Annotated in this window: 15 protein-coding genes; 7 read left to right on the forward strand and 8 right to left on the reverse strand. The window is 58.9% G+C overall.

The window, feature by feature from the left end:
* Positions 1 to 176: 176 nt before the first annotated feature.
* The 3 genes from NHU87_RS01745 to glsB all read right to left on the reverse strand — a co-directional run bounded on the left by NHU87_RS01745 (position 177) and on the right by glsB (position 3878).
* Complete coding sequence (locus NHU87_RS01745) at positions 177 to 1679, reverse strand: aldehyde dehydrogenase family protein (protein WP_253545019.1); 1503 nt, start codon at positions 1677 to 1679, stop codon at positions 177 to 179.
* Between the two features lie 83 nt (positions 1680 to 1762).
* Entirely contained in the window at positions 1763 to 2881 is a 1119-nt protein-coding gene (locus tag NHU87_RS01750; protein ID WP_253545021.1) for a DUF3616 domain-containing protein, read from the reverse strand.
* Positions 2882 to 2969: 88 nt separating this feature from the next.
* Positions 2970 to 3878, reverse strand: a complete 909-nt coding sequence (gene glsB, locus NHU87_RS01755) for a glutaminase B (protein WP_007904438.1) — start codon at positions 3876 to 3878, stop codon at positions 2970 to 2972.
* 229 nt (positions 3879 to 4107) lie between these two features.
* Between glsB and NHU87_RS01760 the strand changes: the two genes are divergently transcribed.
* On the forward strand, positions 4108 to 4731 hold the full coding sequence (locus NHU87_RS01760) for a ferric reductase-like transmembrane domain-containing protein (RefSeq protein WP_253545023.1): 624 nt from the start codon (positions 4108 to 4110) through the stop codon (positions 4729 to 4731).
* Between the two features lie 67 nt (positions 4732 to 4798).
* On the opposite strand, the gene NHU87_RS01765 is transcribed toward NHU87_RS01760, so the two are convergent.
* Complete coding sequence (locus tag NHU87_RS01765) at positions 4799 to 4936, reverse strand: hypothetical protein (protein ID WP_253545025.1); 138 nt, start codon at positions 4934 to 4936, stop codon at positions 4799 to 4801.
* Between NHU87_RS01765 and NHU87_RS01770 the strand changes: the two genes are divergently transcribed.
* The 3 genes from NHU87_RS01770 to NHU87_RS01780 all read left to right on the forward strand — a co-directional run bounded on the left by NHU87_RS01770 (position 4935) and on the right by NHU87_RS01780 (position 7445).
* Positions 4935 to 5450, forward strand: a complete 516-nt coding sequence (locus NHU87_RS01770) for an HvfX family Cu-binding RiPP maturation protein (protein ID WP_253545027.1) — start codon at positions 4935 to 4937, stop codon at positions 5448 to 5450. The two genes, NHU87_RS01765 and NHU87_RS01770, sit on opposite strands and share 2 nt — an antisense overlap.
* 47 nt (positions 5451 to 5497) lie before the next feature.
* The gene (locus NHU87_RS01775; protein WP_253545029.1) at positions 5498 to 6196 is read left to right on the forward strand and encodes a dienelactone hydrolase family protein; all 699 of its coding nucleotides are present in this window, start codon (positions 5498 to 5500) and stop codon (positions 6194 to 6196) included.
* 61 nt (positions 6197 to 6257) lie between these two features.
* A complete protein-coding gene (locus NHU87_RS01780) occupies positions 6258 to 7445 on the forward strand; it encodes an MFS transporter (RefSeq protein WP_253545030.1) in 1188 nt (395 codons plus the stop codon).
* A gap of 44 nt (positions 7446 to 7489) precedes the next feature.
* Here the strand turns inward: NHU87_RS01780 and NHU87_RS01785 are convergent, their stop codons facing one another.
* The 4 genes from NHU87_RS01785 to NHU87_RS01800 all read right to left on the reverse strand — a co-directional run bounded on the left by NHU87_RS01785 (position 7490) and on the right by NHU87_RS01800 (position 10360).
* Positions 7490 to 8509, reverse strand: a complete 1020-nt coding sequence (locus NHU87_RS01785) for an ABC transporter substrate-binding protein (protein ID WP_253545032.1) — start codon at positions 8507 to 8509, stop codon at positions 7490 to 7492.
* Positions 8510 to 8683: 174 nt separating this feature from the next.
* Positions 8684 to 8899 (reverse strand): TOBE domain-containing protein, encoded by a 216-nt coding sequence (locus tag NHU87_RS01790; RefSeq protein ID WP_253545034.1) that lies wholly within the window; start codon positions 8897 to 8899, stop codon positions 8684 to 8686.
* Between the two features lie 369 nt (positions 8900 to 9268).
* Positions 9269 to 9886 (reverse strand): LysE family translocator, encoded by a 618-nt coding sequence (locus NHU87_RS01795; protein WP_253545036.1) that lies wholly within the window; start codon positions 9884 to 9886, stop codon positions 9269 to 9271.
* Between the two features lie 81 nt (positions 9887 to 9967).
* Entirely contained in the window at positions 9968 to 10360 is a 393-nt protein-coding gene (locus NHU87_RS01800) for a GFA family protein (RefSeq protein ID WP_253545038.1), read from the reverse strand.
* Positions 10361 to 10510: 150 nt separating this feature from the next.
* On the opposite strand from NHU87_RS01800, the gene NHU87_RS01805 reads away from it, so the two are divergent.
* The 3 genes from NHU87_RS01805 (at position 10511) to NHU87_RS01815 (ending at position 12187) form a co-directional block, all read left to right on the forward strand.
* A complete protein-coding gene (locus NHU87_RS01805; RefSeq protein ID WP_253545040.1) occupies positions 10511 to 10810 on the forward strand; it encodes a hypothetical protein in 300 nt (99 codons plus the stop codon).
* 94 nt (positions 10811 to 10904) lie between these two features.
* Complete coding sequence (locus tag NHU87_RS01810; RefSeq protein WP_253545042.1) at positions 10905 to 11384, forward strand: VOC family protein; 480 nt, start codon at positions 10905 to 10907, stop codon at positions 11382 to 11384.
* 62 nt (positions 11385 to 11446) lie between these two features.
* Positions 11447 to 12187 carry a Mut7-C RNAse domain-containing protein gene (locus NHU87_RS01815; protein WP_253545044.1) on the forward strand — a complete coding sequence of 247 codons (741 nt, stop codon included), beginning with the start codon at positions 11447 to 11449 and terminating at the stop codon, positions 12185 to 12187.
* The last annotated feature ends 55 nt before the right edge of the window (positions 12188 to 12242 follow it).

The following is a 12242-nucleotide window of genomic DNA, read 5'->3' on the forward strand; positions in this document are numbered from 1 at the left end:
TTGCCTGCGGTCGGGGGGCTGTCCCTGATGCCGGCAAGATACAAGAGCGACGAATAACCTGTAGGAGCGTGGCTTGCCCGCGAAGAATGCACCGCGTTTTTTCAGGTATAACGCGTCATCGTTCTTCGCGGGCAAGCCACGCTCCCACGTTTGCGCGGCTGTTCTGGAGTGCCGTCTCAGCGTTTAACCGACAGATCCGTCTGAGTCATGCGGCTACGGATGGTAAACACACCATCCCCCGAGAGAATCGCGCTACGTGCAAACAGGCGCCCACTCTCCCAGTTCGAAAGCCCCAGTTCCGGCTTGTTCAGCGCGTACTGCCCATCGACCCAGCGGGTAATCCCGTTGCCGACAAAAGGTGCGTTGACCGCGTTGTAGAAACGCTCCTGCGACGGGGCATCCTCACTGATCAGCGACACGGTGAATTGCGGGCTGTAGCGGTTGAACAAGGCGATGGCGTGGTCCAGGTCATCGACGATCTTCAGGCTGACTTCCGGGGTTTCTTCCCATTCCCACTCGCGCCCCAATTGATCCTCAGGCAGCGGTTCGGCCAACGCTTCGGTCTGATAGCCTTCGGCGCGGTACACCTCGACGCTCGCGGTTTGCCAATCGGCCGGCAAACAAGGTTCGTTGCCCTCAACGATATGCAACTTGCAGCCCTGGCCCCGAGCGGTGCCGGCCTGTTGCAGCGCGTCGAGAAACAACGGCACCAGTTCGCCGGCGCGATCGCGGTGGATCAGGCAAACGTTGAGGGTGTTGCAGACTTTGCGGTCCAGCGAGTTGCGCACCACGGCGGCAAAGCGCCGGGCATCGGCGTCCTGGTCGGCGATCAGCCAGGCGCCACCGGTGCCGTGCAGGCTGACGGCAGTGCCGGCCTGCTGGGCGATGCTGCCCAACTGGCTGACTGCACGTCCCGAACCACGGGCCACGGCCAATGACAGGCGTCGGTCGGCGAACATCGCCCAACCGGCGGCGTGATTGACGCTTTCCACCAGCGACACCGCGCCGATCGGCAATCCGGCATCGCTCAGCGCCGGATTCAATGCATGGGTGACGATGGCCTGGGCGGTGCCCAACGCATCGCTGCCAATGCGCAGCACCGCCGTGTTGCCCGTGCGCAAAACACCGGCGGCGTCGGCAAAGACATTCGGCCGGCCTTCGAACACGAACGCGACGATGCCCAATGGCGACACCACTTGCTCGACTTTCCAGCCGTCATGCTCGACGCAGCTCACGACCTTGCCGCGGGTGGCCGGTGCATCGCGCCAGGCGCGCAGGCCGGCGATCATGTCGCGGCGCATGCGCTCATCGGCGAGCAACCGCGTGGTGGAACGCCCGCGTGCCTTGGCCCGCTCGATGTCAGTGAGGTTGGCGGCCGCAATCAGGGCCCAGCATTCCGGAGTTTCCAGGCGTTGCGCAAAGCGATCGAAGAACTCGCTAATGGCCTGATCCGAGACACTGGACATCGCCGCGAACGCCGCTTCGGCGCGCTCGATGGCGACTGCCGCTGCGTGCTGATCCGCCACGGGAATCAGCAACAATTCGCCGCTGACCTGCTCCACCAGCAGATGGTCGCCGGGCTGAAAGCGCGCCGCCAGTTCGGGGCTGACGACAGTGACACGATTACCGGCAAAAGGGATCGGCGTACCAGCGACTAGACGTTCGAGCGCGAGAGACATGAAACGGTTTCACCATGCAGGGGAGCGGCCAGAAAATGTATAGGAAAATCCGTGGAGCGTCATTCACCGGGGCGCAATGGCGGTTACTTTTTCGCCAGTCGAAATACATCTTGCTCCAGGCGATTGCTCCCCGGTTTGCGCCACGCGGCGTTCGCGTCATAAACCACCAGCAGCAAGGGCTCTTCTACGCCGGCGGTGCTGATAAAGGTCAGTCCTTCGGCATGATCGCAGCCTTTATCCCCTCCTTGCCCGTAGGGAACCTCCAGGACCGGCGTCAATTGTTCGCTGTAGACAAAACTCTCATCTGTTGGCCTGGCGCCGCCCTGCCAGCGAAATACGCTGACAGGCCCGTCGAGGTTCATCGTCGGCCCGGCCAGGATCAACATGTCGTCACCCTCGATGCATAAGTCCCTGACACCGAGTCCGCCCAACTGGAGAAAATGCTTTCGATATTTTCGCCCCCCAGGCCCGATTTTTTTCAGTGTCAGCGTGTGGGCGGTCTTGGGATGGTCCTCAGGTTCAATCTCCAGAACAATGGTCCAGCCCCGCAACACCGGCCCTCGCAACCCGATAAAAACACGTTTGCCGTTGATCTCTAGGCCTTCGGTATCGAACCCGTTGTCCTTGCCGGGAATGTGCAGAAAGGCTCCCACATGCTCGTCGTCCTTGAGCTCATCGAGCAATTCGTTGCCCAGTTGATTACCGGCCAATTGGGCCGCGACTCGATCATCGCTGGCGGTGCCCTTCACCAAAGTGAACGTCCCGTTTTCTTCGACCACCGGAATCCGGGCCAGGAGAAAACGATTGCCATCGCTGCTGACCGTTGCCAGACGCTCGGCGTTTTTCTTCAGGGACTTGGTGCTATCGGGTTTTTTCCGTTTCAGGCTGTGAGACCCCACAATCCAGAGATACCCCGTGTCGCGGTCGTAGCTCATGCCTTCCAGGTCTGCCTCAACGAATTCTTCGCCATCCTTCGGGATGACCGGCAGCGCCAACAGGGACGCCAACGGGAACTGTTTGTGCTGGTCAAACAGAAACTCGCCCGCATCGGTGCGCTCATGCAGGGTGAGGCGCTCCAGGCTCAAGGATTCATCATTGGCGACCCAGAGGGTATTGCCTATCTGGACCACGGCAGACAACCCTTTGCGCACATGAGCGTCCGGCTCATTGAAGACTAGAAGCGCGGAACCGAATTTCACCATGAAGTCACCTGCCCCTTCACCCGCTCGGGTGAGTCAAAGAATGCCTGCTTCACGGTAGCGGTCATCGGGCGCTAGTCAAGACAGGCCATCAGAACACTGACCAGCCAATCCGCTGACTCAACAACTCCAGCGCCGCCATGCCGGCGAGGGAATTGCCGGCGGTGTTCAATTCCGGGGACCAGACGCACACCGTGAATTGCCCGGGCACCACGGCGACGATGCCACCACCAACGCCGCTTTTGCCCGGCAGACCGACGCGATAGGCAAAGTTGCCGGCTTCGTCGTACAGCCCGCTGGTGGCCATGATCGAGTTGACTTGCTGGGTCTGGCGGGCGCTGAGGATCTGGGCGCCGCTGTGTTTGCAGAAACCGTCGTTGGCCAGAAAGCAGAACGTGCGGGCCAGATCCACGCAACTCATGCGCAGCGCGCAATGGCTGAAGTAGCTGCGCAGCACGGCTTCGACGTCGTTATGAAAGTTGCCGAACGATTGCATCAGATAAGCCATGGCCGCGTTGCGCGCGCGGTGCTGGTATTCCGACTCGGCGACCTTGCCGTCCACCATGACATTCGGGTTGCCGGACAAGCGCCGGACAAAATCGCGCATCGACAACGCCGGCGCGGCAAAACGTGATTGGTTGATGTCGCAGATCACCAGCGCACCGGCGTTGATGAAGGGATTGCGCGGGCGCCCGCGCTCGAACTCCAGCTGCACCAGCGAGTTAAACGGCTGGCCGGACGGCTCGTGGCCCAGGCGCTCCCAAATCGCTTCGCCGGAATGGTCGATGGCCTGCACCAGGCTGAATACCTTGGAAATACTCTGCACCGAGAACGGCGTGTCGGCGTCGCCGGCGCAAAACAACTCGCCGTCATTGCCATACACGGCAATGCCCAACTGATTGGACGGCACGGTGCCGAGGGCGGGAATGTAGTCAGCCACTTTGCCCTGACCGATCAACGGTCGGACTGCGTCAAGGATCTCGTTCAACAGCGCTTGCATGCCGGGTTCCGAAGTCTCGCCCCATGGGATTGCGGGGACACTGTCGCTAGACGCCCCAGGTCGGGGCTGAATCACAGTTTTGTATGGGAATGTATCTGTTGTGGCTCGGGATACATGAACTTGCGCCGGGCGACCTTTCGGACATACCACCCATACAGCAGGTTGCAACACTCCCGCCGTCCGCTGACCACCGGCAAAACCGGGTCGGCCCTTGCTCAGGAGTGTTGTCATGATGACCCAAGTTCCCCGTTACCACGGCTGGTCGCTGTTTGGCCTGCTGTCCTTGCTGGTGCTGTTGATGACCGGCCTGATTCTGCTGCTCAACCCGGATCTGGTGGAGGCCACGCGCAGCGCCATTCGCGCCACCGCACGGACCTCGTTTGCGCTGTTTCTCGCCGCCTTCACCGCGTCGGCCCTCGCTGTGCTGGTGCCCTCGCCTTTCACCCGATCGCTGGTGCGCGAACGGCGGTTCCTCGGCCTGGCCTTCGCGTTTTCTCACCTGGTACACGCCATCCTGATCTACAGCTATGGCCAACTGAACCCCGAGTTCTGGCCCGGCCGGACCACGGTCGGCAACATCCCGGGTTCGGTCGGTTATCTGTTTATTTTGCTGATGGCGCTGACCTCGTTCAAAACCACGACGCGGCTGATCGGCCCCAAAGCCTGGAAAGCGCTGCATGTGAGCGGTATGTGGGTGATCGCTGCGGTGTTCATCTATTCCAACTTCAAACGCATCCCCCTGAGCGCCTGGTACGTGCTGCCGTTCGGCGTAATGTTTTCGGCGATCGTCATTCGGCTGCTGGGCAAGATTGCACAGAAGTACAAACGGAGCCAGACCCGCGCCTATGTTTAACCCTCTGGCCGACCGTAGCAGCTGCCGAGCCCGCGAGGCTGCGTTCGGCTGCGAAGCAGTCGCGAAATCAGCCGATGCGGTCTTTCAGGTAAACCGCGCACACCGGGTTTGCGACTGCTTCGCAGCCGAACGCAGCCTCGCGCTGCTCGGCAGCTGCTACAGGTGATTGCCCGCCACCGATCAAATTCACAGAGATCAAACCCATGAACACCTCCCTTTCATCAGCCATCAAAAGCCTGCACCTGAACCTCGACCGTGCCGGCAACTGGATTGCCCCTCTGACCTTGCGATTGTTCCTGGCCTGGGAGTTTTTCGAGTCAGGCCTGGAAAAATGGAACGGCCAGAACTGGTTCGCCGACATCCAGCACCGCTTCCCGTTTCCCTTCAACCACGTGCCGGCCACGCTGAACTGGGAACTGGCGATGTGGGCCGAACTGATCTGCGCCCTCGCCCTGCTGGTGGGCCTGGGGACGCGCCTTTCGTCCATCATTCTGATCGTGGTCACGATCGTCGCGACCGCTGCCGTTCACTGGCCGGCCGATTGGTCTACATTGAGTGAACTTGCCCAGGGTTATGCCATCAGCAATAAAGGCTACGGCAACTTCAAACTGCCGCTGATCTACCTTGCAGCCTTCATGCCGTTGTTGCTCTCGGGGGCAGGCAAACTCAGCGTGGACGCGCTGTTGGCTCGATACTTCTGGCGGCGTAGTCACTGCTGATACGCCAGCGTCTCGGTAACTCACCCAACTTATGTAAAGGAGCCATCATGAGCGTAACCACCCAATGGATCGAGATCACCAGCGCCGAGGGCACATTCGGCGCTTACCTGGCCATCCCCCATACCCGTAAAGGTCCGGGGATTGTGCTGATTCAGGAAATCTTCGGCGTCAACGAACACATCCGCTCGGTCGCCGAGCAATACGCCGCCGACGGCTACCTGGTCATCGCGCCGGATCTGTTCTGGCGCAACGGCCACCGTATCGAACTGGGCTACGACGAAACGGGTTGGAAACGCGCCGTCGAACTGATGAACGCCACCGATACCAAAAAAGCGCAGGCCGACATCAAACTGGCCATCGACGCCCTGAAAGCACAGCCGGGGCTGGACGGCAGAATCGCTTCTATCGGTTTCTGCTTCGGCGGCATGCTCTCGTACAACACCGCGGCCAATGGTTTCGTCGATGTGGCAATCGCCTACTACGGCGGCGGCATTCAGAACCAATTGGATCGAGCCGATGAAATCAAAGTGCCCGTGCTGATGCACTTCGGCGAACAGGACAGCCACATCCCCATCGACGCCGTGAAACAAATCGCCGAGCGTTTCGAGTTCAACGACGACGTCGATATCGAGGTTTATCCGGGGGCCGAACATGGCTTCAACTGCTCACACCGTGACAGCTACAACCAGCGGGCGGCGGTAGAGGCACATGGCAATACGTTGCTGTTTTTGAGTCAGAACCTATAAGGCCTGATCGCCGGGGTTGGCGACATAAACAATCGGTGAGCATTCAATCCCGGAAACCAGCATGGACAAACTCTCGAAACCCAGACCGGCCTCAGTCCGTATCCCCTCCACGGTCTGGGCCCTGGGTTTTGTCAGCCTGTTCATGGACCTGTCTTCAGAGCTGGTACACAGCCTGCTGCCGATATTTCTGGTCACGACCTTGGGCGCGAGCGCGTTGACCGTCGGCGTGATCGAGGGCATCGCCGAAGCGACCGCGATGCTGACCAAGATTTTCTCCGGGGCCATCAGCGACTTTATCGGCCGGCGCAAAGGCCTGCTGTTGATGGGCTACGGTCTGGCAGCTTTGTCGAAACCGCTCTTTCCCCTCGCGCAGTCGGTGGAGGTGGTGTTCACCGCGCGTTTTCTGGATCGCATCGGCAAAGGTATTCGCGGCGCGCCGCGCGATGCGCTGGTCGCCGATATTGCACCCGCCGAAATCCGTGGCGCCTGCTTTGGCTTGCGCCAATCGATGGACACCGTGGGCGCCATTCTTGGCCCGATCCTGGCTATCGTGCTGATGCTCTGGCTCGGGCAGATCCATCTGGTGTTGTGGTTTGCGGTGATCCCGGCGGTGATCTCAGTGGCGCTGATTGTCGGCGGGGTAAAAGAACCGACCGCAGCCGCTGGCGAACGCGCCTTTCGCTCGCCCATTCACTGGAAGGTTCTGCGGGATTTTTCCCGTGGTTACTGGTGGGTGGTGATCATCGGCGGACTCTTCACGCTGGCCCGTTTCAGCGAAGCCTTTTTGGTATTGAAAGCACAGCAAACAGGCCTGACGGCCACTTGGGTGCCGATGGTGATGGTGGTCATGTCGCTGCTCTATGCGGTATCCGCCTACCCCGCCGGTTGGCTGTCAGATCGAATCAGCCGCACCAAAGTGTTGTGCATCGGCATCGTCCTGCTGATCCTGGCGGACCTGTTATTGGCGCAAGCGGATTCGATCATGACCATGCTCGCGGGAGTGGCCCTGTGGGGCCTGCATATGGGTTTCAGCCAAGGGATTCTCGCGACGCTGATCGCCGACACCGCGCCCGAACATCTCAGAGGCACGGCCTTCGGCCTGTTCAATCTGATCAGCGGCGTGTGCCTGTTGATCGCCAGTGTGCTGGCCGGCGCGCTGTGGGAGACCTCGGGCTCGGCGAGTACTTTCATCGTCGGGGCGGGGCTGGCGGCTGCGGCGTTGTTGTTGCTTGTGTTGCGTAAGCCCTAATGCTAGTAAATCAAGCCGCGACGCACGCTTTGTAGCAGACCCGCTCAACTGCCCTCATTAGCGTATGCTTCTTCAAAGAAGTAATCCTTCCAGCTGGCAGCCTTGTTTTTCAGCACACCGAGTTCCTGGAGTTTTTCGGCGTAGATGAAGGTGCGCTGGGGCACGACGGTGAAGTCGATTTCAGGATCGGCGACAATTTTCTCAACCAGTGGCAGCGCCAGCTTCGATTGTTCCACCCGGATATAGGTCTGGGCGGCTGCGGGTTTATCGGCCTTGATTATTTTCTCGGCCTCGGCGAGTGCCGCGTAAAACGCCTTGTAGGTTTTCGGATTTTCGTCATGGAATTTCTCGGTGGTGTACAGCACGTTAAACGTGGCCTGGCCACCCAATACGTCGTAGGAACTCAGCACCTTGTGCACGTTGGGACTCTCCAGCTCCTGATATTGGAACGGCGGACTGGAGAAATGTGAGTTGATCTCTGAACCGCCGGCAATCAGCGCCGTCGTCGCATCCGGATGGGCGAGGCTGATCGAGATGTCGTCAAATTTTTTGAAGTTTTGCGCACCAAACTGTTTCGCCGTTTCGATTTGTAAAGTGCGCGACTGGAAACCTACCCCTGCTGCCGGCACCGCGATGCGGTCCTTTTCGGTGAAGTCCTTGAGGCTTTTTACGTTCGGATTATTGGTCAGCAGGTAATTGGGCATCGACCCCAGCGAGGCGATGGCCTTGACGTTTTGTTTGCCCTTGGTCCGGTCCCAGATCGTCAGCATCGGCGGCACGCCTGCCGACACCACATCCAGCGCACCGGCCAAGAGCGCCTCATTCATCGCCGTGGCACCCGAAATGCTGTTCCAGTCGACCTTGATGTCGAGGCCCTGCTCCTTGCCATGTTTCTCGATGAGCTGCTGATCGCGCACCACATCCAGGATCAGGTAACCGATACCAAATTGCTGGGCAATGCTGATTTTGCCTTCAGCCTGAGCGCCGGGGCTGAGTAACGCACTCACCGCAGCCACGGAGGCTGCCAACAGCGTCAATGCGGAGCGTTTGAAAGGAGTCGCCATGAAAACCTCAACGTTATGGAAAGTGAGCACAATGCCGGTAAGTCAAGACGTAGAACCTGTGGGAGCGTGGCTTGCCCGCGAAGAACGATGACGCGTAATACCTGAAAAAACTGCGGTGCATTCTTCGCGGGCAAGCCACGCTCCCACAGGATTTTCGTCGCTCACATTTCAATTTCAGAGCTTGGCGATCGACACCTCGGTGGATTTGACGAAGGCAATCACCTCGCTCCCCACTTTCAATTCAAGGTCGCGCACCGAACGGGTGGTAATCACCGAGGTGACGATCCCGGAAGCGGTTTGCACATCGATTTCGGACACCACTTCACCCGCTACTATTTCCTTGATGACACCCTTGAACTGGTTCCGGACATTGATCGCTTTGATGGTCATGATGAGGCTTCCTGTCTGGTGTCGGGCGCATCCGCATGGATGTGCAGGCCCTCAAAGTGCACCACCCGAACCAGCAGCAAAAGGAATATATAGTTATCTATTTATTCCTTAATAGAATATTAGATAAATAATAAAATCGAATTAACAAATAGAATATAAGTATTTATCGTTATAAAAACATCAACGTCGACCAACAATCCCATCGCGAGCAGGCTCGCTCCCTCAGTTTGATTACCGCCTCACACAAATACCGCGCCGAACCAAATACCCTGTGGGAGCGAGCCTGCTCGCGATGAGGCCCTCACATAAGTCTCGCCGGTGCAGATGATGCCGGCGTGCGACCACACCGGCCCCCCTCGACCCTTCGGCTTATTGAACCAGTTGTCGGATCCCCAGTGCCAAAATCAAACTGCCACAGAGTCGATCAATTGCCTTTTTACTCCTTCGATACCCTGATGCGATCTCAGGTTGCGAAAGAGCGATTGCGACCACGCCATACCAAGTCATCGAAACCACCACTACGACCGCCAGCATCGATAAAAACGTGCCTGGCGAAACGTGGGCCGGGGCTGCCGCTGAAAAAATAGCGGCGTAAAAGGCCATGGATTTAGGGTTCCCGATATTCGTAACGACCCCTTGAATGAATGACTGCCGAAAGTTTCCGACAACAGCATTGTTACAAGGGGCAGGCGCACCCTTCCCGGCCTTGATCAAGAGTCGCAATCCAAACCACATCAGATAGGCGGCCCCCAGAACTTTTACGATCAGCGCCGCCCAAGGGAACGCAGCAAATACAACGCCGATACCCGCAATTGCACAGGTGGCCCAGATTAAGTTGACCAATACGATCCCTGCGACCAGGGCCAATGCTTCTGACCGCGTAGCCGCCACCGCTTTGTGGACCACTGCAACGAAATTTGGCCCTGGAATAACGACACCAGCCAGGTAAACCAAAAAAACTGTTAATACGGCGGGACCATCGATCATGTGCATTCCTTTGCGAGAGTTGTGGCCGGGAGACCTAGTCGATAACAGGTCGAATCTTGTGTTCGTTCTGGAGTGACAACCCTACTCCTCAAAGCGCCCCGAGGTATCACGATCGCGCTCGTATCGTCGCGTCAGCGGAAACAACGGCAACCAGGATTCGCGACGGACGATCCAGCTTTCGTAGGTGGGCTTCAATTGGTCAGGGGCATCCAGGGATCCCAGGTTCACTTCGATTTCGTCATTGGTGCGGGCGAAAACGGAGGAACCGCAGCGAGGACAGAAAAACCGCCCGGCGTAGTCGCGTGTTTCGCCCTCGATCGTCACCGCGTCCTGAGGGAATATCGCGGAAGCGTGAAACAGCGCCCCATGATGTTTGCGGCAATCGAGACAGTGGCAAAGGCCGACCCGGTATGGGAGGCCCGACGCCTCGATTCGGACGTTGCCGCACAGGCAACCGCCGGTGAATCGGTCCATGCTGCGTCTCCTCTAATCAAGCGCCGGTTTTAACCTTGCAAACGGCCATTATCGTGTGGTTGTGAAAATAGTAGCGAAGCCACCGCCATGGGTCGACTAATCTGAGTAGAGCACGAGCACAAACACGCCTCTAGCCTCAGGGGAAACGGGATGACCGGAAAAACAGCACGCCAATGCTCGTCATGGGTCCTGCCCTCCCTGCTCGCCATCAACCTGGCGCTGATGGCGGGATGTGCGGGTAAAGCTTCCACGGCTCGCTATTCGGCCTCAAACATAGGCTCAAACTGCTACGCAAAAGCGATACCTACGGCGGGCGAAGGTGGCTTGGCGTGGGGCGATACCTTGAGCATGGCTCGCAAAAAATCCATGGATAATTGCATCCGCTATGCCGGCCGATCCGGTGGTACGCCCGATACCTGCCAGGTGGTGTTGTCGGAGTGCAAAAATTAATAGCCCATTCTGTTCGCGGTCAGCCGCCTGACCAAACGCCAGTCGATCATGACCGAGGGCATCTGATTTACACGCCATTTTTTGGAGAACCAAGATGATCAGCAAGAACACGATTTGTCTCTGGTACGACGGCTCCGCGCTGGACGCTGCGACGTTCTACGCCGAGACGTTCCCGGACAGCGCCGTGGGCACTGTCCTTCGCGCGCCTGGCGACTATCCGGCGGGCAAACAGGGCGATGTCCTGACGGTTGAGTTCACGGTGATGGGCATCCCTTGTCTGGGGCTGAACGGAGGCTCGGCGATCAAGCACAACGAAGCTTTCTCGTTCCAGGTTGCGACCGACGACCAAGCCGAAACGGACCGTTTGTGGAACGCGATTGTCGGAAATGGCGGCCAGGAAAATGTATGCGGCTGGTGCAAGGACAAGTGGGGATTGTCGTGGCAGATCACACCACGCGTTCTGACAGCGGCGATAAACGATCCTGATCGAGCGGCGGCCAAGCGCGCATTCAACGCCATGATGGAGATGGGCAAGATCGACATCGCTGCAATTGAAGCGGCTGTGAAGGGTTAACCCGTGTTGGAAGATGTCCGGACCAGACTCGTTCACCCTGCAGCCCTGCCATACTGTTGAGCATGACCAGTGCAACCTTCCGCTTCTATGAGGAGCTCAACGATTTCCTGCCGGCCGAACGGCGGCGGCAGTCCTTCACCTGCGAGTGCGCGCAAGGGGCGACGGTCAAGCACATGATCGAGGCGCTCGGGATACCGCACACCGAGGTCGAGCTGGTGCTGCTCAACGGCGAGTCGGTGGGCTTCGAGCGGGTGATTTTCGACGGTGATCGACTGGCGGTGTATCCCAAGTTCGAAGCGCTGGACATCAGCCCGCTGCTCAAGGTTCGTGCGCAACCTTTACGGGTGTTGCGCTTCGTCGCTGATGCGCACCTTGGCGGGCTGGCCAACCTGCTGCGCATGAGCGGCTTCGACACCCTCTATGACAATGGTTTCGAGGATAGCGAGATCGCCGAGATCGCTGCGCAGCAAGGACGCATCGTGCTAACCCGTGACCGCGAACTGCTCAAGCGGCGGATCATCAGCCACGGCTGTTACGTGCATGCCCTGAAACCGTCGCTGCAGCTGCGCGAATTGTATGAGCGCCTCGACCTGGCGCGTAGCGCGCAGCCATTCAGCCTGTGCCTTCATTGCAACCTGCCGCTGCACGAGATCAGCCCGGAACTGGCCCGGCCGCAGGTGCCGCCACGCATTGGCGTCCTCTACTCGCACTTCCTGCGCTGCGACGCCTGCCAACGGGTTTACTGGGAGGGTTCGCACTGGCGCAGCATGTGTGCATTGCTGGCACCTCTGCTGGGCCGATAGCTGAGCGCATCCCGGTCAGTGAGTGTCAATAAAATCCGCTTTTAAATAAACACTG

It is taken from the genome of Pseudomonas mandelii, from assembly GCF_024138395.1.
In the GTDB taxonomy this organism is placed as follows: domain Bacteria; phylum Pseudomonadota; class Gammaproteobacteria; order Pseudomonadales; family Pseudomonadaceae; genus Aquipseudomonas; species Aquipseudomonas mandelii_E.

Bases quoted from the DNA above. Each gene is read 5' to 3' on its own strand.
- NHU87_RS01745 (WP_253545019.1), bottom strand. From the start codon at position 1,679: ATGTCTCTCGCGCTCGAACGTCTAGTCGCTGGTACGCCGATCCCTTTT.
- NHU87_RS01750 (WP_253545021.1), bottom strand. From the start codon at position 2,881: ATGGTGAAATTCGGTTCCGCGCTTCTAGTCTTCAATGAGCCGGACGCT.
- glsB (WP_007904438.1), bottom strand. From the start codon at position 3,878: ATGCAAGCGCTGTTGAACGAGATCCTTGACGCAGTCCGACCGTTGATC.
- NHU87_RS01760 (WP_253545023.1), top strand. From the start codon at position 4,108: ATGATGACCCAAGTTCCCCGTTACCACGGCTGGTCGCTGTTTGGCCTG.
- NHU87_RS01770 (WP_253545027.1), top strand. From the start codon at position 4,935: ATGAACACCTCCCTTTCATCAGCCATCAAAAGCCTGCACCTGAACCTC.
- NHU87_RS01765 (WP_253545025.1), bottom strand. From the start codon at position 4,936: ATGGGTTTGATCTCTGTGAATTTGATCGGTGGCGGGCAATCACCTGTA.
- NHU87_RS01775 (WP_253545029.1), top strand. From the start codon at position 5,498: ATGAGCGTAACCACCCAATGGATCGAGATCACCAGCGCCGAGGGCACA.
- NHU87_RS01780 (WP_253545030.1), top strand. From the start codon at position 6,258: ATGGACAAACTCTCGAAACCCAGACCGGCCTCAGTCCGTATCCCCTCC.
- NHU87_RS01785 (WP_253545032.1), bottom strand. From the start codon at position 8,509: ATGGCGACTCCTTTCAAACGCTCCGCATTGACGCTGTTGGCAGCCTCC.
- NHU87_RS01790 (WP_253545034.1), bottom strand. From the start codon at position 8,899: ATGACCATCAAAGCGATCAATGTCCGGAACCAGTTCAAGGGTGTCATC.
- NHU87_RS01795 (WP_253545036.1), bottom strand. From the start codon at position 9,886: ATGATCGATGGTCCCGCCGTATTAACAGTTTTTTTGGTTTACCTGGCT.
- NHU87_RS01800 (WP_253545038.1), bottom strand. From the start codon at position 10,360: ATGGACCGATTCACCGGCGGTTGCCTGTGCGGCAACGTCCGAATCGAG.
- NHU87_RS01805 (WP_253545040.1), top strand. From the start codon at position 10,511: ATGACCGGAAAAACAGCACGCCAATGCTCGTCATGGGTCCTGCCCTCC.
- NHU87_RS01810 (WP_253545042.1), top strand. From the start codon at position 10,905: ATGATCAGCAAGAACACGATTTGTCTCTGGTACGACGGCTCCGCGCTG.
- NHU87_RS01815 (WP_253545044.1), top strand. From the start codon at position 11,447: ATGACCAGTGCAACCTTCCGCTTCTATGAGGAGCTCAACGATTTCCTG.